Here is a 25182-nt window from a genome sequence, read left to right on the forward strand (position 1 = left end):
CATATGCCACAAGTCTCCCTTCCTCCGTGAAAAAAATCTCCGCTACCTCTGTGGTTAAAAAATCCTTAGTGGTAAAACCCCGATATTTGCATAGCATTTGATATATTATGACAGCCAGTGAGTTCCAGCAGATAGCACATACAATTCCTACTAATCCTGGTATTTACAAATACTTCGATACTAAAGATGAGCTGATATATGTTGGCAAGGCCAAAAGCCTTCGTAAACGTGTAAGTTCCTATTTCTCCAAAACCTTTGTCAACTACAAAACCCACGAGCTTGTTCAGCGTATTACGAAAATTGAATTCACTATTGTAGATTCTGAACAAGATGCCTTTTTGCTTGAGAACTCTCTAATCAAGCAATTTCAGCCGAAGTACAATATCAATTTGAAAGATGATAAAAGCTATCCTTTTATTGTTATTAAGAGAGAACCGTTTTCAAGAATATTTCTCACAAGAAGAAAATTAAATGATGGTTCAAAATATCTGGGACCGTTTACCTCTGTCGGCAAGGTGCGAGAGTTAATTGAATTCATCAAGCAAAATATTCCACTGCGCACTTGCAAACTCAATCTTACAGAAACAAATATTAAACGCGGCAAGTTCAAAGTTTGCCTTGAATATCATTTAGGTAATTGCAAGGGGCCGTGTGAAGGCCTGCAATCACTAGAGGATTATAATGCCGGATTGCAGCAAATTGAAAATATTCTCAAAGGAAATCTTGGTCCTATTTTGCAACAATTCAAACAGCAAATGAAAGCGCATGCGGAAAATATGGCGTTTGAGAAAGCAGAAATGATGCGCAAGAAAATTGAACATCTGGAGAGTTACCAGGCGAAGTCTGTTATTGTAAGCAGGCACCTCGGAACGATGGATATATTTAGCATTTTGAAGGATGGCGACCTCGCTTATGTGAACTACCTGATGATTCAAAACGGTACGGTTGTACAAACCAACACCATTCAACTGGAAACGCATTTGGAGGAACCGGAGCAGGAGGTTTTACAATTTGCTATTGCTCAACTTCGTTCCACATTTAATAGCATGGCGCATGAAATTATTGTTCCGTTTGAGATTGAATATCCTGATGACACGGTTGAAATAATTGTTCCGAAAGGCGGAGACAAAAAGAAATTACTGGAGCTATCAGAAAAGAACGTGAATTATTTTAAAGAGGAATTGAAGAAAAAGAAAATTCTTCAACTGGAAGGCAAATCAGATTTTGAAAAGAAGCAAGTGCTGTATCAATTGCAGGATGATCTTTCGCTTACGGAAGCACCTGTTCATATTGAGTGTTTTGATAACTCCAACTTCCAGGGAAGCTATCCGGTTTCTGCAATGGTTTGTTTTAAAGATGGAATTCCGAGTAAAAAAGATTATCGCCATTTTAATGTAAAAACGGTTGAAGGTATTAACGACTTTGCTACGATGAAAGAAGTTGTTTACAGGCGATATAAGCGCTTGCTGGATGAAAATCAGGACCTGCCTCAACTAGTAATCATCGATGGTGGTAAGGGACAACTTGGTTACGCAATGCAAGCTATTGAAGAGCTCGGCCTGATTGGACGAATGACACTTGTTGGTTTGGCAAAAAATGAAGAGGAATTATTTTTTCCGGGAGATAGTGAATCGCTCAAACTGCCATATAATAGCGAGAGTTTAAAACTGATCCGTCGCATTCGCGATGAAGTGCACCGCTTTGGTATTACGTTTCACAGAAACAAGAGAAGTAAAGGCACGTTTAAAAATGAATTGGAAACAATTGAGGGCATCGGCAAATCCACTGCAGACAGGTTATTGAAGACGTTCCGTTCTGTCAATAAAATTAAAATGCTCACGAAAGAAGAATTAATCGCCGAGGTAGGAAAATCAAAGGCTGAGATTGTGTGGCAGCATTTTAATAAGTAGAATTTCACGCAGGGATTTCACGCAAAGGCGCAAAGGGAAAACAAAGGGCGCAAAGACATGATGTTGTTTTTGCGTCCTTTGTTTTTTTGAAAAAAGACTAAAATTTCTGAAAGGGCTTCCTTATACCCTTCTGCTTTTTTGCAAGTTCGTTTAAAAACTTTTCGTCCTTTGTTTTCCCTTTGCGCCTTTGCGTGAAATAAAAAATCATTTCAATTCAAACTCCGCAATGTTCTTAGTATTTGAATCGGTGCCGATGAATACATTGAACTTTCCAGGTTCTGATTTAAACTGTAATTGGTTGTTATAAAAGCGAAGCATCTCTTCGGTAATCGCAAAAGTGACGGTTTGTGACGCCCCAGCATTAAGTGATATCTTCTTAAATCCTTTCAATTCTTTTACCGGCCGTTTAATGCTCCCAACAACATCCTGAATATACAATTGAACTATTTCTTCTCCATCGTATGTGCCGTTGTTTTTAATAGTAACACTGGCTGTTATTTTTCCTGTGCCATTTAAAGTTGCAGCAGATAATGTTACGGGAGAATATTCGAACGAAGTATAACTCAACCCATATCCAAATGGGTACAGTGGTGCACTGGAAATATCCAGATACTTAGAAGTGTATTTATTTCCTTCCTGCTCGGGACGACTTGAATTATTGTGTGCATAGTAAACAGGAATTTGCCCTGCATTTCGCGGAAAGGTCATTGTAAGCTTTCCTGACGGATTGAATTTTCCGAGCAATGCGTTCACAACTGCTTCTGCTTCTTTAGTGCCCAAATACCAGCAATCAATAATTGCATCCATGTTTTCGGCTTCCCAATCAATAATTAGTGGTCGTCCGTTTTTCACGACTAACACAATTGGCTTGTTTAACTTCCTCAGTTCTTTCAATAAATCACGTTGATTCTCCTGTAGCTGAATATCTGCCATACTTGCCGCTTCGCCTGTCATACCTCCGTGTTCTCCCATTACCGCTACAATCACATCTGCCTGCTTCGCAACAGTAATTGCTTCTGCTTTTAGGGCTTCGGCACTGCGCACATCTTTCTTCTGATAAATTCTTTCCATCAACATATCATTCTCAGAAATATTCGCCCCCTTTGCATACAGCACGTTCGACTTTCCTTTTAATTGACTGGTAAGTTCTTCGTAAATATTCGGTGAGCGGGAAGCATTTGTTGCGCCAATGTTTTGTACATCTTCTGTTTTCGCAAATGGCCCTATTAATGCAACGGTTCCAGTTGGCCGCAATGGCAAAAGATGGTTATTGTTCTTGAGTAATACGATTGACTCTTGCGCTATTCTCAATGCATGTTGCAAATGCTCTTCTGACAGAATATCTTTTGCAGCACGTTGTGCATCGCAGTATCTGTAGGGATTCTCGAATAGTCCCAACTTATACTTTGCAGCAAGTACATCGTATGCGGCGCGGTCAATTTCCTTTTCACTCACTTTCCCCGATTGTACTAATTGTTTCAAATTCTTCTGAAAAAATTCACTTATCATATCCATGTCCATTCCTGCATTCATGCTTAGTGCAGCTGCATCAGCGTCTGTTGCAACAACACCGTGGTTCTTCATTTCTTCAATGGATGTATAATCAGAGATGACCAATCCTTTAAAGCCCCACTGCTTGCGCAACAGGTCAGAGAGTAACCATTTATTGCCTGAGGATGGAACACCCTGCACATCATTAAAAGATGACATAACGGATCCCACACCTGCGTCTACAGCAGCCTTATACGTTTTCAGGTACACATCATACATTATGCGCTTGCTCATATCCATGCCTGTGTAGTCTTTTCCGGCTTCTGGTGCGCCGTACATGGCAAAGTGTTTCATGCATGCCATCATGTTTTGATTTTTCAGATAATCAGTTCCCTGAAAACCTTTAACCCTTGCCGCGGCAATCAAACTTCCCAAATAGGGGTCTTCGCCTACACCTTCCGAAACCCTTCCCCAGCGTGGATCACGACTGATGTCTATCATTGGTGCAAATGTCCACGCTATGCCCTGTGAACTTGCTTCATTGGCGGTGATAGCCGTTGAACGCTGCATTCCTTCTACATCCCAACTCATCGTTTCTGCCAGCGGAATAGGGAAAATAGTTTTATAGCCCTGTACCACATCTCCACCAATGATCACCGGAATTTTTAAACGGCTTTGCATGGCGATATCCTGTAGAACTTTTGCATTCTTTTCAGGATTGGGAATGTTAAATGACCCGCCGACTTGTCCATTTTTTACTTTCTGCGTATAAGCAGCTTTACTGCTTTCATTGGAGTCATCCCAGCCACCTTGCAGGTTAAGCTGTCCTATTTTTTCATCCAATGTCATCTTGCTTAGTAGCGGTTTGATGAATGCATCCATTTTAGCGTTGGATGTTTGTGCCATCGTAGGAACCGCGATGGAGCAAGCGACAAGTATAGATAGTAATTTTTTCATTTTATTTTTTTGCATTGCATACATCAACGGTTTACTTCAATTCAAAACCTGCTTCATTCATTGTTGCTGAACTGCCACCAATAAACACTTTAAAGTCGCCCGGCTCTGATGCATATTTCAAATTTGAATCGTAGAATGCCAACATCCCGTTGGTGATCGTAAAGGAAATCTCTTTGCTTTCACCCTTCTTTAAAAATACTTTTTGAAAACCTTTCAATTCTTTTACCGGCCGTGTTACAGATCCCACCATATCTCTTATATACAACTGTACGATTTCTTCACCATCGTAGTTGCCAGTGTTGGTAAGAGTTACAGATGCTTTAATGCTTCCCGTTTTCGTAATGCTGCCAGCAGATAATTTTACAGCACTGTAGGAGAAAGTTGTATAGCTTAGTCCATAGCCGAATTCAAACAACGGTTCATTAGGAATATCGAGATAATTGGATTTGAACTTTGTGGGGCCGCCTTTTACATAAGGGCGTCCGGTGTTTTTATGATTGTAATAAACGGGAATCTGGCCAACGTTTACAGGAAATGATGCGGTCAATTTTCCTGATGGAATTTTGTCTCCAAATAATAGATCAGCCACTGCATTACCGGCTTCTGTTCCACTGAACCAAGTATCCAGAATGGCATCGGCTTTTTTTGTTTCTTCTTCAATGGTCATTGGCCTTCCATTCATGAGCACCAGCACTACTGGTTTGCCTGTTTTTTTCAACGCATCTAGCAATTTTTTCTGGCTTGGCTGCAAATCAATATTTGACAAACTGGAAGATTCTCCAGACATATTTGCGGACTCGCCTAATACAGCTACCACAACATCAGATTTATTCGCAGCATTGACCGCTTCATTGATCATTTCGTCAGGTGAACGTTTATCAATATCTATTTCATTCATGAAGGCATTTACTTTTTTTGCAAATGCGGTGTCATCAGAAATATTCGCGCCTTTTGCATGAATGATCTTTACATTGCTGCCTCCTACATTTTGCAATCCCTGTAGCACTGTTACAGTATTTTCAAAATCGCCCGACACACTCCATGTTCCAAGCATGTTCATGTGGCTATCTGCAAGAGGGCCTATTAATGCAATTGTTCCAGATTTCTTTAGTGGTAAAATATTGTTTGCATTCTTTAACAATACTGCCGAACGTGTTGCAAAATCACGCGCCGCCGCTCTGTTAGATGCATTAAAAATATCGCCGGCACGATTAACGTCGCAATAACGATATGGATCATCAAACAATCCCAATTTGTATTTTGCTTCTAAAATTCTTTTACAGGCTGCATCAATTTGTTTAACAGATACTTTGCCTTCATTCAAAGATTTTTTAAGTGTGGTTAGAAAACCCTCGCCTACCATATCCATGTCAACGCCTGCATTCAATGCCTTTGCAGATACTTGCTGCAGGTCACCCATTCCATGATCTATCATTTCATTAATGGAAGTATAATCTGTAACAACCATTCCTTTGAATTTCCATTGGTCGCGCAATACATCTGTAAGCAGCCATTTGTTAACAGTAGAAGGAACTGCGTCAACTTCATTAAAGGCACTCATTACACTACCTACTCCTGCATCCACTGCGGCTTTGTAAGGAGGAAAATAATTCTGAAACATTTGCACACGACTCATGTCTGTTGTGTTATAATCGCGGCCCGCTTCCGCTGCTCCGTATAACGCATAGTGTTTTACACATGCCATCACCGTGTTGTTCTTAGAAAGATCATCACCCTGGTAACCCTTTACCATAGCTGTAGCGATCTGCGAACCCAGGTAAGGATCTTCGCCTGAACCTTCTGCAATTCGTCCCCAGCGCGGATCGCGGCAAATATCTACCATCGGCGAAAACACCCAAGAGAGTCCTTCTGCTGTCGCTTCTTTCGCTGCTATTTGTGCACTTTGCTGTATCATCGGCATATCCCATGAACAGGAAAGCCCAAGTGGAATGGGGAAAATGGTCCTGTGGCCGTGTATTACATCCAATCCAAAGATCATTGGAATTTTCAATCGGGAGTTGTTCACAGCGATCTCCTGTGCTTTGCGAATTTTATCAGCGCCGGTAATGCCGAACATTCCTCCCACTTGTCCACTTTTAATTTTATTATCAACATCTCTACTCACCACAGCGCCAGTTACAGCGCCGCCAGGTGTTACAAGATTTAACTGACCGATCTTTTCATCAAGCGTCATTTGCTTCATTAGATTATTTACAAAGACATCCATTTTGGATTGGCTTGCCACTGCTGTTTTAGTAACTTTTTCTTTTGTTTGCGCAAATGAAGAAGTTGCCAATGCAGCTGCAATAAGTAACGCAACTGTTTTTTTGCTCATAGTAATTTATTGTTTGTGCTGCGAAGCCAAAAAGTGCAAGAATTTCCCCTGCGCTTCGGTGGCGACTGTTTATTCGGCTTTTGCTTTTGTTAGTGTAGAAACGCCATTTTCATTGATCGCTTCTATTGCGAAATAGTAAGGTATTTCTTTGTCCATTGCTTTATAGAAATAATCATTTGCATTGTGCACCATAATGCAGTTGTACAACTTGTCTGGCGCAGTTCCTACATAAATATTGTATGCATAGGCATTATCGACGGATTGCCATCTTATCCAGGCACTACGTTTATCATCTTCTGTGCGCAACACAATGAATTGCTTTACAGCATCTGGTTTCGCTCCATTACCCAGACCAAACACCCGTAATCCTGAGATGGCAAATTTGCCTGTTGGCATGTGTATATTCTCCAGCTTAATGTAACGCGCCTTTACAGGATTATCAAGTTGTACATAGTCATGTGGAACATCGGTTTTGTTGTTGCTTTTGTCCGCCAAAACATTCCATGTTTTACCATCTGTTGAATAATACAATTTGTATTGATGGTAAATACCTTGTTGTTTTCCTAAAAATTCAGCGTCCTGATCTGCATAGTTTATTTGTACCGCATTAACCGTACTTACTTCGCCAAGATCTGTCTGTATCCATTCACCTTTGTTTGCTGTTTGTGCGCTCCAGTATGTTTTTATGTTTTCATCTACAGCATTGTTTGCATGAAAGCCTCCAAGTGTTGATGAAACCTGTACGGGCTTGTCGTAGTTCAACAACATCCAGCCGGTGAACTGGCTTTGCAAATGATCTGCTTTGCCGGAAGGTATATAATGCGGATAATCTCCCCACGCGGTATTGCAATACATTACATCATCGTTATCAAAGCCAGCGGGCCAAATGCCGATGCGTCTTTCAAAATTATTTTTGACGCCAATCACCATTGTTGAAACGTGCCAATAGTTATCCCATTTGTCCTGAAAAGTTGCGCCATGTCCTGCACCGCGTGCAAAGCCGCCCGGCTTATAACTCATCGGCAATGATGCATGCGTGAATGGCCCCAGCGGATGATCACTTACTGCAACACCGTCTGCATAATGACTAAACTCTGTTCCAGGCCCACCCCATTGCAGATAGTATTTGTTGTTGTGTTTTGTCATCCACGAGCCTTCCATAAATCCTTTGAGAAATGTATTATCCATATACTCGCCAAAGCGGTGCCAACCGTAACGCTCGCCATTGGTTAACAACGTTTCTTTTCGTGTACCTATCGGGCTGAATGTTTTTCTATCCAGTTCAATACCGTACATGGGATACACATTGCTGCTTCCATTGTACATATACAGTTTACCATCATCGTCAGTGAAAAATGCGGGATCCCATCCACCGATTTCGAAATGATCAACTGCCTTTTCCCACTTATTGTTTTTGGGATCTGTGCTTTCCCATATTGGAAATTCGCTTGTATAAGTAGATCCAAATACAAACATGGTATCACCTTTTATGCCAACTGCCGGGGCACACAAATCATCATATAAACCGGGATATTTGTCTGTAAGTTCTTTTGTAAGAAAATGTCTGAACACAAAGTTCCAGTTCACCATATCACTGCTCCACCAATACCCCCACTGATTGGTAGAGAACAAATAATAATCACCCTTGTAATTAACGATTACGGGATCTGCTGTTGCACGATGCTTGCCCCAGGTGGTGAAATTTGGAATAGGGCAATAGCCGTAGTCTATGTTGATTGGATTACAGTAAGTTTTTTTCTGTGCAAACATTGAGATGCTTGAGACAAAAAGAAAAATTAGCAATGATATTTTTTTATACATAGTGATGATATTTACGCTGCCGCAAAAAATTGTTATTGCCACTGAGGCACAGAAGCACAGATTTGTTTACATGAAAATGAATCTGTTATTTTTATCAATGGCCCTATTGCCATATATTTCTATTAATAAATCACTCTTTTGATTTCCAATTTTTGCTTTGCAAAATTTAGTATCAGGCCAACCTTGCATCGCGAACATTTAAGATAATTTATGACTTGCGCATAATCTTCTTCTGCAATCCCGCCTTCTTTAGCTTTAATTTCCAATATAACATTACCATACACAACAAAATCTGCATTAAAACTATGAGTCAAAACAGTGTTCTTATATTTTATTCGAAAAGGCTTTTCTCTCTCAAAATAAATTTCATTAGCCTTAAACTCATATTCCAAAGCATCTTTATAAACTATTTCTAGAAAACCAGCACCTAATATTTTATGAATTTCTATTCCTAAGCCAATAATCTTCGTAGTTTCTTCTTGCAATGGATAACTTTTACTATCCGAAAAAAATGTATTCACGCGTACGCTTTTGTTAGTTATTAAAACATTACACATCCATTTTCTTGCAAAGAGTCGATAAATGTCTTGAAGAATTAAATTCTTTTTTTCTGTGTTTTCTGTGCCTCTGTGGCAACCTACTTCGCTAAAGAAGGACTCTCAAAGCTTAATTTCTTTAAGCCATTTTTTACTTCCGGGCAACTCATAAATAATTTCCACAACAATCCTGTTCTATAATTTTCAATCATTACCACAATAGGTCCCTGATCTATAGCGAGATAAGAATCTGCGTACCAGTTTTGTGTTTCGTTAAATGCGTCTACAAATCCATATTCGCCCCATATTTTATCTCCAAGATCATAGTAAAAATGTTTGAGTGCCTGCATGGAATACTCCGGCGTGTAGGGAAATGCAGACAATGCAGCAGTTGGCGCAATTGTTCCAAAATCATTGGTTGGAGAATGGGCATTATATCCATTATAGGTATCGCATGCCGTTAGCCCCCAGCAGTTGGCGCCATAACCTTTGAAATGATTTGGATTGCGAACGCAATGTTCACGATTGATCAAAGTATGGTTTCTGTTTTGCTCCCAATAATCTGCATATTGATCTTTTAATCCGCGAGGATCAAGCCCTACAAAAGAATAGTGAGAAAAAAACAATGGCCCACCGTAATCAAATCCCAGCGGTAGTTTGATGCCGTAAAACTCTTTGCCGTTTTTAAAGAAATCACTTTGTGCCCAACCTCTGTGATACACATTGGCGCCGACAGGATGGCTACTTGAAGATGCTGCCAGCACATAAGTGATGAGGCATTCATTGAACCCACGCAATGGAAAATTCATCACCCAGCCATTATTAGGACTCCAGTGCCAATATAAAACATCCTGCCCATCACGGGTGAACCAGTTCCATTCTATCTCTCCCCACATCCAGTTTATCCTGTCACGTATTTCACGCTCCGTTTTATTATCCTTATTGAAGTATTGTCTTGCACATAGCAAGCCTTCAAACAAAAATGAAGTCTCTACAAGATCCGCTCCGTCGTCCTTTCTTCCAAAGCGAATTACTTTGCCCGTTTCTCCATTCATCCAATGCGGAAATGCCCCATGAAAAGCATCAGCTTTCCATAAGAATTTTACGATCTTACTCATGCGCTCGGCTGCTTGTTCATGTGTTACCCAGCCACGTTCTACAGCTACAATGATGGACATTATACCGAAGCCGCTGCCACCAGTTGTTACTACTTCATCGCCGTAATCAAATGATTTATTGCTGCGCTCACGCGCCAGCCCACTTACCGGATGTCCAAAATCCCAGAAGTATTTAAATGTCTGTTTTTGTACTAGTTCGAGGAGTGCCGTATCTGAAAGATTTTTCGGCCGCTTGGTTGGGTCAAAAGCCTCAGCCTGCTTTTTCTGGGCGACACATGACAAAGCGGTAAACAACACACAAGCAAATAATACTCTTTTAGCCATTTTATTTGATCGCTTTAAAAGTTGTTATAAGTAAAACAAGCACTCTAAAAATAAGTTTAGAGTGCTTGTTTGAAGTTTGGTCTATGTTATCTCAAAAATGGATTCAAATCAATCTCATTCTGTGGAATTGGGTAAAATTCGGTTTGTCCTTTTATAAACCCTGGTAAAAAATTTTGCGCCTGATCAATTCTGATCAAGTCAAAATAACGTTCGCCCCATTCATTAGCCAACTCTGCACGTCTTTCATCCAGTACATTCTGCAAGGTTGCACCATTGATACTATTTAGTTTCGCTCTGTTTCTAACTAACTTTAATGGAGCATCGCCACTTTGTCCCTGTCTTATTTTAGCCTCTGCATTCATCAATAAAACATCTGCGTATCTTAATATTTGAATATTATTATTAGCTCCATAATTTGTTCTTCCCGGAGTCATCTGTTCTGATGGAGTATATGCTTTCCCATTGTAGCAAGTTGGCATATCCTGATTAGAAGGAACCAACGTATCACCGGAAGGAGTTACAGCACCTGCATACAGCAGCGCGGTTTTAGCCCTTACAGAATCATTTCTGGAATTAAGGAAAGATATCAGATCATTGGTTGGTGACATAAATCCCCAACCGGAAATAGAAGACGGTCTATTCTTCCCACCTGGCCCCTGAAAAGCAAACCAGGCATCGCTTTCAACAATATTACCACTACCCGCGCCAAAATCTGTAAACTGCAATTCGTATAAAGACTCATCGCTCAACTTACCGGGTATTTTAAATAAATTGTAATAGTCGTTGTACAAAGTAAAACGCCCACTGTTAATAATTTTATCCGTACTTGCCTGCACTCCAGGATAATCTCCTATTAACAACTGAACTTTTGCTTTCAACGTCAAAGCCGAATATTTTGTAACGGCTCCTTTTGCATCTGTGCGCTCATTAGGTCGCATGTCAGGTAAATTCGCGATACAAGTGTCCATCTCATTTAAGATAAATGTTCTTACATCTGCTAACTTAGTTTTTTTAGGAGATGCTGTACTGCTATTGTCCAATAATAAAGGAACATCGCCCCAGAAATTGGAAATACGGAAAAATGCATATGCACGCAGAAAACGCACTTCGGCTGCGAAAGATTTATTTGTTTGCCTTTGTGCATCTGTAGTTAAATGTTTGGCATATTCGTTTAGCGCAGTCAAAGCATCATTTGCAACAGAAACAGTTTTATACAGCCCTTGCCATGTAGCATCTAAGGCCCAGTAAGATCTGATTTTATCGTACTGAAAGTTTTTGCAATAAGAAAACTCAATCTGGTCGTTGGGAGAGCCGCCTTTGTTCATGTCATCACCCCTTACTGTAATTAAACCCTGCGCGGCCCAGAATGAAAATTTTGTGGCGGCGGTGCCGTAAACGCCAGAAACGGGCATATACATCTGTGAGATATTCGAATAATCAGTGTTAGCCACAGGCACTTTTGTTTCCGGACTTACATCAATATATTTCGAGCAGCTTGTAGACAGTATAAAGGATCCTATCAACAAACAAACCGATATTTTAAAAGTTATTTTTTTCATTTTAATTTTTTTTGATAAAGACAGAATTTCACAATGCTGTACGCAATTAGTTCCATTATTGACTTGAGAATATTAATACGTCATCTTTATACCAAATGTGTATAGCGATGTAACTGGATAGATGTATTGATCTACGCCGTTCGCAACTTCCGGAGTAAATGCATTTGCTTTAAAGAATGTAATTGGGCGCTCAGCGGTAGCGTACACACGCACACTTCCACGCTTTAAACCTTTAATGAGTCTGTTATCAATTGTATAGCCCAGTTGTATATTCTGAATTCTGAAGTATGATGCATTCTCAATATAGAAGCTATTAAAATTACTTACGTTCCACGGTTTAATTGAGCCTTCAGCAGATGGATACAAATTGCTTGTACCTTCACCGTGCCAACGGTTTACAACTTGTGCTTCGTCGTAGTTAACTGATGTTTCCCATCTTCTGACACCTCTTTTCAAATTCGCTATTTTGTTGCCGGAAACGCCTTGAAAACTTGCAGAAAAATCAAATGCTTTATAACTAAATCCAAGTGCAAAACCATAAGTAAGTTTCGGAATATAAGATCCTATAACCACTCTGTCCTGATCATCAATTTTTCCATCGTGATTCTGATCTACGTATTTAAAATCACCAGGCTTAAGTCCGTTTGCAACCGCAACAGGATCGTTGTCTATTTCTTTCTGGTTCTGATATACGCCTGCTTGCTGATAGCCATAAAATGCATCAAGAGGTTTGCCTACCATACAAATTTGTCTGAACTCTGCAGTACCTGTAAGAATGTATGGAATGCCATTTAAACTTTTGATCTGGTTTTTCAATGTGGATATGTTGCCATTTACATAATAGCGGAAATTGTTGCCAATCTTATCGTTCCAACCAAGGTTAAACTCAACTCCCTCATTCAATATCTTGCCACTGTTTTGCATTATTGTGCCGCCTATATTAGGCACAGGGTTATTGATAACTGCATTCAATGTCATTCTATGGAAATAATCAAACTCGAATGACAACCTATTTTTTAAAGTGCGCAATTCAAGACCCAAATCTGTTTCTGCAACTTCCTCCCATCCTAAAATACTGTAGGGACCATTACTCGCGTATCCAGGTGCTATGCCGTTTCCTAGTACACCAGACGTCGGAAGGTTGGAAGCAAAGCCATCATTTGCAGGAACTTTGTCGTTACCGAGTTTTCCCCAGCTACCGCGGATCTTAAGAAAATCTACAGCATGTTGAGAACTCATGAAATTTTCTTTGGACACAACCCATCCCAAACCAACGGAAGGGAAGTAGCCCCATTTATGCTGATATTTAGAACTGCCATCTGCACGCATTGTTGCGGTGAACAAATACCTGCCATCATAATCATAATTCAATCTTCCAAAGTATGAAAGCCCTCTGTCCAAACTTCCATTGTCATTTGTTTTACGACTTGCGTCGTCTGTTCCATTGGTTATATACAAATACTCTTCCTTATCACCAGGCACATTGCTTGCTTGTCCCATAAGAAATCTGTATTTGTTACTTCTAAAGGAATTACCAACCAATACGGAATAATTATGCTTGTTGTAATTGTTCTTAAACGTCAGCGTATTGTCCCACACATAGTTTTTATAATTATTAGTCTCTTTCCGAAGTGTAGAAGAGGAGGCTTCTTGACCATTGCCAACAAAATACTGAGGAGTATATTTTCTTAAATCACCAAAAGAATAATCCTGATTAAATACAGTTTTAAATACAAGCTTATTTTTGGGCAGTAAACTAGCTTCTGCATATATGCCTGGAATTACTCTCGTTATCAGTTCCTTAACATCACTTTTATAAACAAGCTCTGCCATTGGATTGCCGAAATACTGAGATAAGCCAACCTGCTGTGGTGTTGTGAATGGTATTGGAGTACCTATCGGGTCTTGCTTGTAATCATACACCGGATACACTGATGGATTTACAAAAGCACTTTGCATTGCATTGTTATTAGGTATCCATTGAGTTGAATTTGAAACAACAAAGTTCACACCCATTTTCAAAAAGTCTGTTACCTGAAAATCTACTTTGGCCCTCATGTTCAAGCGCTGATATGAATTGTTCACATCCATTATTCCATTTTGCTTCAAATATGTTCCGGCAAATGAATACGCCGCTTTAGAGGTACCACCAGATAAATCCAGGTTATAATTTTGCATCATTGCAGAAGATCTCAAAACCTGATCAAACCAATTTGTGTTGGTTGAAGGTGTTAAACTCGTTTGATCGCCTCCATAAAGTGAAATTGATTTAGAAAGCATGGTTGTGTTGCCCATCTCTTTCATCATGGTTGCATACTCTTCGGAATTGGCCATTTTTAATACATTCACAGGCTTTTGAATACCCAGGTACGTATCAAAAGAAATTGTAGCGGGTTTGTTAAAGCCGCCCTTTTTAGTGGTTATTACAACAACACCGTTTGCCGCCTTCACACCATAAATTGCAGCAGCAGATGCGTCTTTCAAAACAGACATATCCTGAATATCGTCGTTGTTAAGAAAGTTAATGTCGTCGAATAGCATACCATCCACAACATATAGAGGCTGGCCGTTTGTGGTTGAGGCATTGGTTCTTACATGGTCACCAGTTTTTACTGGCAAATTATAAACGCCCACGCCTCTTATCCGCACAGTTGGGGCACTTCCGGGAGCGCCACTATTTACGACCTGCACGCCAGCTACCTTTCCTTGCAAAGCAGACATAGGTGAAGTAGTTGGACTCTTTGCCAATTCTTCTCCTTTAACTTGTGTAATAGATCCTGTTATATCAGCCTTTTTCTGAGCGCCATAACCCACAACCACAACCTCATTCAGATCCTTGGAGGCTGTTTTCAATTTTACGTTAATTACACTTTGTCCTTTTACAACAATTTCCTGGCTCTCATGGCCAATGGAATTAAATATCAATGTGGCGTTTTCACCAACTTTGATACTGAACTCTCCTTTTTCATTTGATTGTGTTCCGGAGGATGTTCCTTTAATAAGTACACTTACGGAAGGGAGCGCTTCACCAGTGGCGCCGTTTGTAACCCGTCCGGTTACAACCTGTTGCGCCTTTACCTGCATAAAGCTGAAGCATACTGCGAAGAGAATTGCGAGTAGTTTCTTCATAGTGGCAATTTTAATTTTGTTAAAAAATTTTAAACGCCGCAATTTGTTGGCAATGGCCAGCTTAACCAAAAAAAACACCTCAACATCTCTACACACTTCTAAGAATTACTTAGGGAAGGATCCGGCATATGATGTGAAGAGATTACAATCAACCACTTACAAATGAAAGCAATAGCAAATACACGCAAAATGATGTATCTGTTTTTTTATGAATGAGAGGTAATGTTGTGGTGTTATATCTCTAATAAATACTCGACAAGATTCTTCTCATGCTCCAGGCTCAGCTTTTTACGAAGGCGGTATCGTTTAATTTCGACTGCTCTTATTGTAATGTTGAAAATGGAAACAAGTTCTTTGCTGCTCATATTCATGCGCAGATAACCGCAAAGTTTTAAATCGTTTGGAGAAAGTTCAGGATGCTTTTCTTTTAGCTTTTTAAAGAAGTTTTCATGCGTCTCATTAAAACTGGATTCAAATAAATTCCAATCACGTTCATCATTCATGCCGTCGTTAATCACATTCTGTATTTTCTTCAATTGACTTGACGATAGTTTTTTCCCATCCTTGTCTTTCAATTCTACAATTTCGTCGTTGATCTTTTGGAGCAGTTCATTTTTCGACACAATGTTCATTGTGGAGTTGGCGAGTTCTCTGTTTTTATTTGCCAGATCGGCTTCCAATTGTTGCGTCTTTATTTGATTGATGCGTTGTTCGTTAAGAAGTGTCTCTTTCGATAAAAATTCTGACTTTTCCTTTTCAAGTCTTTCCAAAATTTTTTCCTTCTGTTTCTCCCAGTGTTTTTTGTAAATCCGGGCAACCAGAGGAATTGTTAAAATGAATAATAAAAAGTATACAACCCATGCCGTAGCAGAGGCGTACCAGGGTGGTAAAATGACAAACTCATAGGCGCTGGGCATCGTTTCTTGTTTCCCGTTGCTTATCCTCGCTTTCACTAAAAACCGGAATTTTCCGTGAGGCAGATTAGTAAACTCTTTAGTTGTTCGCGTCGTCCACTCCGACCATTGTTTTGAATAGCCTTCTAAAAAATAACGGTATTCAATATTCGATTGTTGATAGCGGGGTAAAACGTACTGTATAGAAATATTATCTCTGTCGTATGGGATGGTAATGGAAGATGTTGCGTTGTTATTTTCTGCCAGAAGACTCACTTTATCGGTAATATCATTTACGCTTCTTATTAAAACAGGTTGAAGGTTTAATGTGTCGTTTCTACTTATACCTGTATTATAGATTGCAAAACCGCCGTCAATACTGATGAGATAGAGGTCATTGCCTATCTTATTTATATTTTCGTATTTGTCGACCATCCTTCCCTGCAGTACATTAAAACTATTGGAATCAATTTCAATTTTGCCTGGCTGAGAAACATTTACAAATGCTATCTTTCCGTGATCTATGAACCAGTAATGCTGATCGTCTGCTTTCACTATGTTGTTCACTGTAAAAAACGAGCCGAGCCGTTTATTCAATTCATCATATTTCACAAATCTATCGCCCAGCGCATCATAAGTGTGGACGCCATCTTCCGAACAAAATACCAGCTGATTATCCAGTTTAAAAACCTCTGTTTGCAAACTATGAGGCAATCCATTTTTTTCGCTGTAACTTTTTATAGAAGCAACTTTTGTCAAATCATCTGTCAACGTAAGTTTGTAAAGACCATTATAGTTATGTCCTATCCAAAGCTGTCCTCTACTATCTTCTTCCACATAGCGGGATGGCTCGTTGAACCCTTCTACTTTATGAGAAAAAATCCAATGACCATTTTTATCTTTTTTATACAACAATAATCCAACATAAGTGCCTTGTATTAAATAGTCCGGATGTTGATTCAACTTTTTAATAACCCAGCCTCCACCATAATCTGATATTTTTATCAACGTGCTTCCTTCTACTCTATATGTTTTTTCATTGTGGCAACATAACAACTGATCATCAATTAAAGCAAGCTGCCATATCTGTCCCTGAGAGTTATCTATCAATTTAAAAATCAGTTGCTGAGCCGTTCCATTATTGCTCCAGTAGCTGGTAAATAAGCCATGATTGGTCGCGAGATAAATATTATTCTTATAAACAACACTGCCATAAATTGTTCCGAAGATTCCGCTTTTGTCAAAGTAATACGATAGTGGAGAATTGAGTTCAATCAAATCGATGCCATTGTCCAGTCCCAGCCATAGTCCTGCATTTTCGTCTTCATATAAACTAAGTACAGTATTATCTTGCAGGCCCTTCTCTTTATTAATGTGTTGAACTATTTCGCCATATTCGTTTAAAACAAAAATGCCGTTGAGAATGGTTCCAAAAACATAGTTGCCATTTTGTAAATGCAACCCATTATTCAATGTATTTTTTTTCAACTGCTCGTTTGCCGCATTTTTCCAGGACGTAAATTGCTTGCCGTCGTAAACAAACAATCCATCTTTTGGAGTACCTATAAGTAAGCTGTTATTTTTGAAAGGGAGAATGGCAAGTATGCCTGACGTACCCAGAAATTGGCTGCCGTCAATAAACTCGAGTGTGTTATTCTTGAGCTCAAACAAGCCTTTGGAACTGACATGCACAAAAAAATGATTGTTGGCTTTAAACAGAAACAACAATCCATCATTCACACTTACCGTGGTTATTTTATTGTTTTCGTAGATGTAGATGCGTGCAAAAGATTGAAAAAGAACACGGCTCCCATCCACATAGATTTTCCAAACTTCATCTTTATTCATCAAACCACCGGGAACCAATTTCAGCAACGAGGTATAAGTAAAAAGGCCTTTCTCATTATACATCCAATAGCCGAGTTCACCAAAGCCGCCTGTATACACTTTTCCGTTATCATCGGTAGCTACTCCTCTTACAATAAGTTTATTTGGCAGTTGGTACAATTTCCAACTATTGCCATCATATATAAGCAGGCCGTTATTATTACCATAATACATTATGCCATTTCTGTCCTTGGCAACAGACCAATTTTGATTACCGGACCTATAAATTTCCTTTGTAAAATTTTTAATGTGGGGAACACCAATATCTTTACCGTCGGATGCAAATGAAGAAGAAAATGCACGAAAAATTAACAAGCAAAAAGCAAACAGAATCCTTGTACACGTTTTCATAATAGCACATCAAATAATTAATAAATGCGGCAAGTATTTGATGCGTTAACCTATATGCAAAAGAAGCATGGAGTAATTGAAATCTTCTAACAACTATAAACCACTAACTAACAACTTCCTCCGTAAATGTATCAAATGCAAATAACCCGCAAGTATATTTTTGCGGGTTATCTATATAAGATTGAGTTACTATTGATATTTTATTTTCGCTTCATCACACGTTCCGCGGCGGCTACAATATCGGGAGTATCGAGGCCGTATTTTGCGAGAAGTTGTTCTGGTGTTCCGCTTTCTCCGAAAGTATCTTTTGTGCCAACGTATTCAATTGGAATAGGAAAATTTTTCGAAGCCACATGAGCGACACTGTCACCCAGGCCACCGAAGATGTTATGTTCTTCCGCTGTTACAGCACATTTCGTTTTCTTGATAGAATTAACGATTGCCTCTTCATCAATCGGTTTGATCGTGTGGATGTTGATTACCTCAACGCTTATTCCTTTTTCCTGCAATATTTTTCCAGCTTCAATGGCTTTCCAAACAAGGTGTCCGCAAGCGAAAATGCTCACGTCTGTTCCTTCTGAAAATATTTGCGCCTTGCCTAAAACGAAGTCTGATTCGTTTGTGAAGATTGGCCAAACGGGTCTGCCAAACCGCAGGTAAACCGGGCCAACATAATCAGCAATAGCAATAGTTGCCGCCTTTGTTTGTGCATAGTCGCAAGGCACAATCACTGTCATGCCCGGCAACATTTTCATCATGCCTATATCTTCTAGTATCTGGTGTGTAGCACCATCTTCTCCAAGCGTAAGGCCGGCATGCGATGCACAAATTTTTACATTCTTATTTGAGTATGCTACGGACTGGCGTATCTGATCATACACACGGCCGGTAGAGAAATTTGCAAACGTTGTAGTGTACGGAATTTTTCCGCCAATGGTCAAACCGGCGCCGATGCCAATCATGTTGGCTTCAGCGATACCACACTGGAAAAATCTTTCAGGAAATTCCTTAATAAACGTTGCTAGCTTAAGCGATCCGGCAAGATCCGCTGTTAAAGCCACTACATTACTGTTTTTGCGGGCAACTTCTGCGATGCCATCGCCAAAGCCGCTGCGTGTGTCTTTTTTTCCGGTTACCTGGATGTCTTTAAGCATAAACGATGATTTTTAAGTATCAAGTAGAACGCAGATTTTTAAGATTATGATGATTAATTAAGATTTAAAAAAAGCAATTCAAGGCACTTTTTCGAACCTCAAATAAAAGATCATAACAAATCTTTACAATTATAACAATCTGCGTTCCTTATTAGTTCAGCTCCGAGTTCTGCACCTTATACAGTTTCTCGTCTTCTTTCAGTTTTACTTCCCATTTCCATGCCGTGTCCATCATATCGTCAAGTGTGTATTTTAAATCCCAACCCAGTTGTTTTACAGCGAATGAGTTGTTGGCATAAATTGCTATCACGTCGCCGCCTCTGCGTGGACCGATCGCGTAGTTTAATTTCACGCCACTTACTTTCTCAAACGATTTAATGGCCTCCAATACAGTAACCCCATTACCACTGCCAAGATTAAAAATTTCACAACGTTTATTTGTTTTAGAGTCAATCAAAAATTGTACAGCCAGTGTATGTGCATGTGCAATGTCACTTACGTGAATGTAGTCGCGAAGGCAGGACCCGTCTCTTGTTGGATAGTCATCACCGAAAACTTTCATTTGCGGCAATTTACCAATGGCCGTTTGCGTAATGGCCGGAACAAGATTAGCCGGTCTGCCAATTGGCAATTCACCGATTAATATAGAAGGATGCGCACCTACCGGGTTAAAGTACCTCAATAAAATACATTGAGTAGGATTAGCTTTTGAGAATTCTGTTATGATCTGTTCGCCCATTTGTTTTGTAAGACCGTATGGAGATTCTGCATGTTTTAATGGCGTGCTCTCCGTAACCGGTATTACATCAGGGTTCCCGTAAACTGTGCATGAAGAAGAGAAAACGAAATATGATATTTCAAATTCTTTTACGCATTTTAAAAGATTGATCAGCGAAACCATGTTGTTTTCGAAATACATGAGAGGCTGCTCAACCGACTCTCCCACTGCCTTGTATGCTGCAAAATGTATGATCCCGACAATGTCATCATTCTCCTGGAAAATAGCTTGTGTATCGTCATAATTGCAAAGATCAACTTTGTAGTTCTTTACTTTTTTACCGGTTATTTTTTCCACGCCTTCCAAAATTCGCGGGTTGGAACGTGAATTATTATCAACCGAGATAACGTCAAATCCGTTTTCTATCAAATCAACCAATGTATGCGAACCAATATATCCCACACCTCCGGTTACTAAGATTTTTTTCATTTTGCAGATAATTATTTTTGGGCCAAACTTTGTGTTTTCGATTAGTAAATGACTCTATCAAAGATAGGTTTTTAGGAAGCAACCAGTTGCATCAAATATTGTCCGTAACCGCTTTTTAATAACGGCGTTGCCAATTCTATTAATTTCTCTTTTGTAATGAATCCTTTGCGGTAAGCAATCTCCTCGATACAAGCTATTTTAATTCCCTGTCTTTGCTCAATTACCTGTACAAATTGTGATGCCTGCATCAATGAATCGAACGTGCCGGTATCCAACCAGGCGGTACCGCGGTCGAGTATGGAAACTTTCAGCTTCTTTCTGCGCAGGTATTCTTTGTTTACGTCTGTGATCTCATATTCACCGCGTGGGCTTGGCTCAAGATTTTTTGCAATTTCTACAACGTCGTTGTCATAAAAATATAAGCCCGGCACAGCGTAATTGCTTTTAGGTGCCTTTGGTTTTTCTTCGATTGAAATAGCGTTCATAGCTGCGTCAAACTCAACTACACCGTATCTTTCAGGATCGCTCACCTGGTATGCGTACACGATGCCTCCATCCGGAGCGGTGTTGTTGGCCAGGGTTTTTCCAAGACCAGTTCCGTAAAATATATTGTCGCCCAATACGAGCGCTACCGGATCTTTGCCAATAAATTCTTCACCTATTACAAAAGCCTGTGCAAGTCCGTTTGGAACGGCCTGTTCCGCATAAGAAAGTTTCAGTCCCCAACTGGCGCCGTCACCAAAAAGCCTTTTAAACATTGGTAAATCGTGCGGAGTAGAAATAATCAGTATTTCGTTAATTCCAGCCAACATTAAGGTAGAAAGCGGATAGTAGATCATCGGCTTATCATATACCGGCATTATTTGCTTGCTAATCGCGTAGGTAATTGGGTGCAATCTGGTGCCGGATCCGCCGGCCAGGATAATTCCTTTCATCTGATAATCTTTTTTATTTTTTTTGCCAGATGGAATTCGCCATAACAATCATTGGTTTGAAAACGCATGATGCTTATGGCTCATTTCATTTGATAATTTTAAGAAAAAGGCATATAAAAACGCCCGGTTAACAATGTTTAATGGTTAGTTGACTATAACAAAAATGAGGAAAATTTATTAATAACCGTGAAATATTGGAAAAGAGTGATGCTAAATATCTAACGTTAAACGCCCGCTGCGGACGCCTGCAGCCTTAGCTATTAAGCGTTAGGCGTTTAGCTTTGCTTAATCATCGTCAGTTATAAAGACAAACTAAAAGCCAGATTTTATATTAAAGGCAAAGACGAACCCGCGCCGCAGGAACTGATTTACCGTGTTAGCATTGACAGCGGCGAAGGTACAAGGGTCAGGGAAGACGTATTTACCAGGGTCAGTTGATTCAATATGCAATTCAAAATAACGCAGCTACGGATAAACTATTTACACTTGCAACAAGAACCTCTTATGTCCAAAAGGATTTAGCTAAAATAGTGGAATTGATTAACGGAGGAAACGAGCTTACATTCGAAAAAGCAGATCATTATAAGAAAAACCGTTTCATCATTCAGGCAGGCGTAAACAGATCAACTTTTAAATTCACAGGAACTACCGATTTGGTCGGGCTACAATTCACAAAGTCCTACTCGCCAGCCTTCAGCGTTGGATTTGATCATTTTATAAAACCTGCTGTTGGTAAGGTGATCTTGAGAACTGAGATTTCTTTTCACACGGACAAATTTCATGGGGAATATAAAAAAATCAATACATGGCAAGATTATTACGACCTGAAAAGAAATACGATTGGCGTCAATCTTTCCATTTTGACTAACCTTTACAACGGCTCATCATTCAAATTCTTCATTGGCGCGGGTGGTGGACTTAATTTTTCCAACTACCCCGAAAACAATCACTATACAATATATGGAGAGCCTACTCCGGCAGCTACAAAATTTGCACCTCATTTCAATGCGTCTTCTATAACATTGGCCGGTCGCGCCGGATGTGTGCTGAGAAACCGGATAGAATTTTCTTTTATGTGTAATGGGGTCATCGGAAGGTTAACTGAAAACTATACAGCCTATTCAGATAAATATAGTTCCCAACAACTTCGTGTCGGATATTTGTTTTCCAACCGGAAAAAATAAAATTGCTGGCACTCTACGTGCACAAGCTGAATAAACTGAATGCTAATAATCGATTTTGGTCTTCGATAATCGGGCACTCAGTTTATTCAGTCACGCCCTCAAACTGTTTAAATATTTTTTGTATCTGCAGGGCTGCGTCAGTATCAGAACCTCTAAGGTTTTCAACTGCTTTTTTCATATTACGCAACATGCTGTCAAGGCGAAGCTTTTTGTCATTTAGATTCAATTCCGTTATATCTTGGGGCCGCTTCACAAAGGCATGCAGCGCTCTATATTGAGGGTGCATTGGCAACATGTGCAACTCGCTTTCTAACTCTGCAACCTGCTCCTTTAGTACTTCGTTATAAATTTTCAGCTTTTCTTCTGAAAGGTTTGCTGTATTGTTTTCTTCCTTATAAATATATTCTAACTCAAGTCGCAACAACGTGTGAAGGTCCTTGCTGTCATAAGCTGCCGTCAACTGCTTCATTAGCTCTTCTTTCTCAATTTTCTTTTCCGGATCCGACTCAAGGTCTGGGTGAAACATTTTTGCCAATTGCTTGTACACCCGCCCTATATTTTTACCGTGCAGTTCTTCTTTCTGCTGTTCTATTAATTCCTTTTCAAGTTGCTTTTTTGATTTTTTGCGCGACCGCCTTTCTTTATTCTCCTCTCCCTTCTTCTCAAGATCCGCCATCATTTTGAATGTTTCTTTCAGCAGGTCGTCTTTCGATTTGGCGGATTTAAAAGCGTCACTATTCACATCAAAACCATACATATTAAAAACCTGCTCCAGCTTTTCCTTCTCCGTCTCAAATTCTCTCGACTTCATTTCCTGGTAGTCCATTTTTTCTACTCCGCTGAATATCCGCTGAAGCTCCTCATCCAATTCCTCATCTTCCATTATGTCTTCCAGATGATCTGAAATAATGCTTCTCAATAAACTTCTCTCGCGGCCTTTATATGCTTTGCTCTTAAAAGCTTTATAAAGCTCCTTCACTATTTCCTTTTTCGCCTCAAGCAATTCCCTTTCCAGCTTCGACATTTCACTGTTGTAAAACCTCATCTTGTCATCTAAAAGCAGAGTATTTTGTTGAATGGCAAGTCGCAGCTTTTCAATTTTCCTAATAAGACCATTGAAGGCTTGTTGCGCCTTACCTATCTTAGTTTGGTTCCCCTTAATGATTAAACTCTTTTGCATTGACCTTTTCTTCTAAATGCAAAGTAAAGCATCAAATTGAATAACCGAGTAACCGAATAACTGAATGTTTATATTCGATCAGTCTCTTCGACATTCAACCTCTCAGTTACTCAGTGATTCAGTTATTCACTATTAAAAAACCCCGGCTTTCACCAGGGTTTCATTTATCAAGAAAATATCGTTGTTATGTAGTAGACTATCGCGGCGATGATCGCACTCACCGGAATGGTTAATATCCACGCCCAGAGGAGGTTGATGGTCACGCCCCATCGTACCGCAGATAAACGCTTTGTAGCACCCACTCCGATGATGGCACCAGTGATGGTGTGTGTGGTACTTACAGGAATACCCAAATGCTCGGTTACGTACAACGTAATAGCACCAGCAGTTTCAGCACTTACACCTTCAAGTGAGTTTACTTTTGTGATACGGGTTCCCATTGTCTTAATGATTTTCCAACCACCACTCATTGTACCCAAAGCGATTGCTGTAAAGCTAGCCAATGGCACCCACATATAATGGTTTACAAATTCACCGAAGGTGAGGTTTACGCCCTGTGTTTTATCGTAGAAAATAATAGCTGCACCAATGATACCCATTACTTTTTGGGCATCGTTACCACCGTGTGCCAAACTCAGCAATGCAGATGAAACAAGCTGAAGGCGCTTGAACCATTTTTCTGCTTTGTGCGGCGCTACTTTTCTGCAAATATTTACAATGATCACCGTTATGAAAAACGCTATGATCATCCCTATTAATGGAGCAAGTAATATGAATAGGAAAATAGGAACCACCTTTACATAGTTGATCACGTCAACGCCGTTTACGTGCAATGCTTTTGCGTGTGCAACCGCTGCGCCCATAAATCCACCCAGCAAAGTGTGTGAGGAACTAGATGGAATTCCAAACCACCACGTAAACAGGTTCCAGATAATTGCGGCTACGAGACCGGCAAATATTACCTGCAGGTTAATGAAGTCCGCATGTACAGAGCTCGCAATAGTATTACCTATTTTAAACTCTCCAATAATGTATTTCGATACGAAGAAGGCCAGGAAGTTGAAAAACGCGGCCCACAATACAGCCTGGAAAGGGGTTAAAACTTTAGTAGAAACGATCGTTGCAATAGAGTTGGCAGCGTCATGAAAACCATTTATGTAATCAAATACCAGTGCCAGGATTATGATGACGACTAAAAATGTCATGGGTCA

Annotated in this window: 15 protein-coding genes; 2 read left to right on the top strand and 13 right to left on the bottom strand. The window is 39.8% G+C overall.

Annotated features, from left to right (window positions below):
• The first annotated feature begins 107 nt into the window (after positions 1-107).
• Positions 108-1910 carry an excinuclease ABC subunit UvrC gene (gene uvrC, locus QJ048_RS01955; RefSeq protein ID WP_282332645.1) on the top strand — a complete coding sequence of 601 codons (1803 nt, stop codon included), beginning with the start codon at positions 108-110 and terminating at the stop codon, positions 1908-1910.
• Positions 1911-2114: 204 nt separating this feature from the next.
• Here uvrC and bglX (QJ048_RS01960) read toward each other — a convergent pair whose 3' ends face one another.
• The 11 genes from bglX (QJ048_RS01960) to rfbA all read right to left on the bottom strand — a co-directional run bounded on the left by bglX (QJ048_RS01960) (position 2115) and on the right by rfbA (position 21607).
• The gene (gene bglX, locus QJ048_RS01960; protein WP_282332646.1) at positions 2115-4358 is read right to left on the bottom strand and encodes a beta-glucosidase BglX; all 2244 of its coding nucleotides are present in this window, start codon (positions 4356-4358) and stop codon (positions 2115-2117) included.
• A 31-nt stretch (positions 4359-4389) separates the two neighbouring features.
• The gene (gene bglX / locus QJ048_RS01965; protein ID WP_282332647.1) at positions 4390-6693 is read right to left on the bottom strand and encodes a beta-glucosidase BglX; all 2304 of its coding nucleotides are present in this window, start codon (positions 6691-6693) and stop codon (positions 4390-4392) included.
• Between the two features lie 69 nt (positions 6694-6762).
• Positions 6763-8514, bottom strand: a complete 1752-nt coding sequence (locus QJ048_RS01970; RefSeq protein WP_282332648.1) for a discoidin domain-containing protein — start codon at positions 8512-8514, stop codon at positions 6763-6765.
• Positions 8515-8636: 122 nt separating this feature from the next.
• Positions 8637-9035 carry a GxxExxY protein gene (locus QJ048_RS01975; protein ID WP_282332649.1) on the bottom strand — a complete coding sequence of 133 codons (399 nt, stop codon included), beginning with the start codon at positions 9033-9035 and terminating at the stop codon, positions 8637-8639.
• 116 nt (positions 9036-9151) lie between these two features.
• Positions 9152-10492, bottom strand: coding sequence for a glucoamylase family protein (locus QJ048_RS01980; RefSeq protein ID WP_282332650.1), 1341 nt, complete (start codon positions 10490-10492; stop codon positions 9152-9154).
• 86 nt (positions 10493-10578) lie between these two features.
• Complete coding sequence (locus QJ048_RS01985; protein ID WP_282332651.1) at positions 10579-12051, bottom strand: RagB/SusD family nutrient uptake outer membrane protein; 1473 nt, start codon at positions 12049-12051, stop codon at positions 10579-10581.
• A gap of 72 nt (positions 12052-12123) precedes the next feature.
• Positions 12124-15180: a SusC/RagA family TonB-linked outer membrane protein gene (locus QJ048_RS01990; protein WP_282332652.1), complete on the bottom strand. Its 3057-nt coding sequence runs from the start codon at positions 15178-15180 to the stop codon at positions 12124-12126.
• A gap of 233 nt (positions 15181-15413) precedes the next feature.
• Positions 15414-18311 carry a ligand-binding sensor domain-containing protein gene (locus QJ048_RS01995; protein WP_282332653.1) on the bottom strand — a complete coding sequence of 966 codons (2898 nt, stop codon included), beginning with the start codon at positions 18309-18311 and terminating at the stop codon, positions 15414-15416.
• A gap of 200 nt (positions 18312-18511) precedes the next feature.
• Complete coding sequence (locus tag QJ048_RS02000) at positions 18512-19465, bottom strand: transketolase family protein (protein WP_282332654.1); 954 nt, start codon at positions 19463-19465, stop codon at positions 18512-18514.
• 151 nt (positions 19466-19616) lie between these two features.
• A complete protein-coding gene (gene galE, locus QJ048_RS02005; protein ID WP_282332655.1) occupies positions 19617-20672 on the bottom strand; it encodes a UDP-glucose 4-epimerase GalE in 1056 nt (351 codons plus the stop codon).
• A 71-nt stretch (positions 20673-20743) separates the two neighbouring features.
• Positions 20744-21607: a glucose-1-phosphate thymidylyltransferase RfbA gene (rfbA, locus tag QJ048_RS02010; RefSeq protein WP_282332656.1), complete on the bottom strand. Its 864-nt coding sequence runs from the start codon at positions 21605-21607 to the stop codon at positions 20744-20746.
• Positions 21608-22041: 434 nt separating this feature from the next.
• Between rfbA and QJ048_RS02015 the strand changes: the two genes are divergently transcribed.
• Positions 22042-22791 carry a hypothetical protein gene (locus tag QJ048_RS02015; protein ID WP_282332657.1) on the top strand — a complete coding sequence of 250 codons (750 nt, stop codon included), beginning with the start codon at positions 22042-22044 and terminating at the stop codon, positions 22789-22791.
• Between the two features lie 82 nt (positions 22792-22873).
• Here QJ048_RS02015 and QJ048_RS02020 read toward each other — a convergent pair whose 3' ends face one another.
• Together QJ048_RS02020 and QJ048_RS02025 are read right to left on the bottom strand one after the other, a co-directional pair.
• On the bottom strand, positions 22874-23971 hold the full coding sequence (locus QJ048_RS02020; RefSeq protein ID WP_282332658.1) for a hypothetical protein: 1098 nt from the start codon (positions 23969-23971) through the stop codon (positions 22874-22876).
• 167 nt (positions 23972-24138) lie between these two features.
• A complete protein-coding gene (locus QJ048_RS02025; protein ID WP_282332659.1) occupies positions 24139-25176 on the bottom strand; it encodes an inorganic phosphate transporter in 1038 nt (345 codons plus the stop codon).
• Between the last annotated feature and the right edge of the window lie 6 nt (positions 25177-25182).

This window comes from Pinibacter soli, assembly GCF_029961145.1.
In the GTDB taxonomy this organism is placed as follows: Bacteria; Bacteroidota; Bacteroidia; order Chitinophagales; family Chitinophagaceae; genus Pinibacter; species Pinibacter soli.

What these genes read in the sequence shown, in the direction of transcription:
- uvrC (WP_282332645.1), top strand. Translation starts at nt 108, where the DNA reads ATGACAGCCAGTGAGTTCCAGCAGATAGCACATACAATTCCTACTAAT.
- bglX (WP_282332646.1), bottom strand. Translation starts at nt 4,358, where the DNA reads ATGAAAAAATTACTATCTATACTTGTCGCTTGCTCCATCGCGGTTCCT.
- bglX (WP_282332647.1), bottom strand. Translation starts at nt 6,693, where the DNA reads ATGAGCAAAAAAACAGTTGCGTTACTTATTGCAGCTGCATTGGCAACT.
- QJ048_RS01970 (WP_282332648.1), bottom strand. Translation starts at nt 8,514, where the DNA reads ATGTATAAAAAAATATCATTGCTAATTTTTCTTTTTGTCTCAAGCATC.
- QJ048_RS01980 (WP_282332650.1), bottom strand. Translation starts at nt 10,492, where the DNA reads ATGGCTAAAAGAGTATTATTTGCTTGTGTGTTGTTTACCGCTTTGTCA.
- QJ048_RS01985 (WP_282332651.1), bottom strand. Translation starts at nt 12,051, where the DNA reads ATGAAAAAAATAACTTTTAAAATATCGGTTTGTTTGTTGATAGGATCC.
- QJ048_RS01990 (WP_282332652.1), bottom strand. Translation starts at nt 15,180, where the DNA reads ATGAAGAAACTACTCGCAATTCTCTTCGCAGTATGCTTCAGCTTTATG.
- QJ048_RS01995 (WP_282332653.1), bottom strand. Translation starts at nt 18,311, where the DNA reads ATGAAAACGTGTACAAGGATTCTGTTTGCTTTTTGCTTGTTAATTTTT.
- QJ048_RS02000 (WP_282332654.1), bottom strand. Translation starts at nt 19,465, where the DNA reads ATGCTTAAAGACATCCAGGTAACCGGAAAAAAAGACACACGCAGCGGC.
- galE (WP_282332655.1), bottom strand. Translation starts at nt 20,672, where the DNA reads ATGAAAAAAATCTTAGTAACCGGAGGTGTGGGATATATTGGTTCGCAT.
- rfbA (WP_282332656.1), bottom strand. Translation starts at nt 21,607, where the DNA reads ATGAAAGGAATTATCCTGGCCGGCGGATCCGGCACCAGATTGCACCCA.
- QJ048_RS02020 (WP_282332658.1), bottom strand. Translation starts at nt 23,971, where the DNA reads ATGCAAAAGAGTTTAATCATTAAGGGGAACCAAACTAAGATAGGTAAG.
- QJ048_RS02025 (WP_282332659.1), bottom strand. Translation starts at nt 25,176, where the DNA reads ATGACATTTTTAGTCGTCATCATAATCCTGGCACTGGTATTTGATTAC.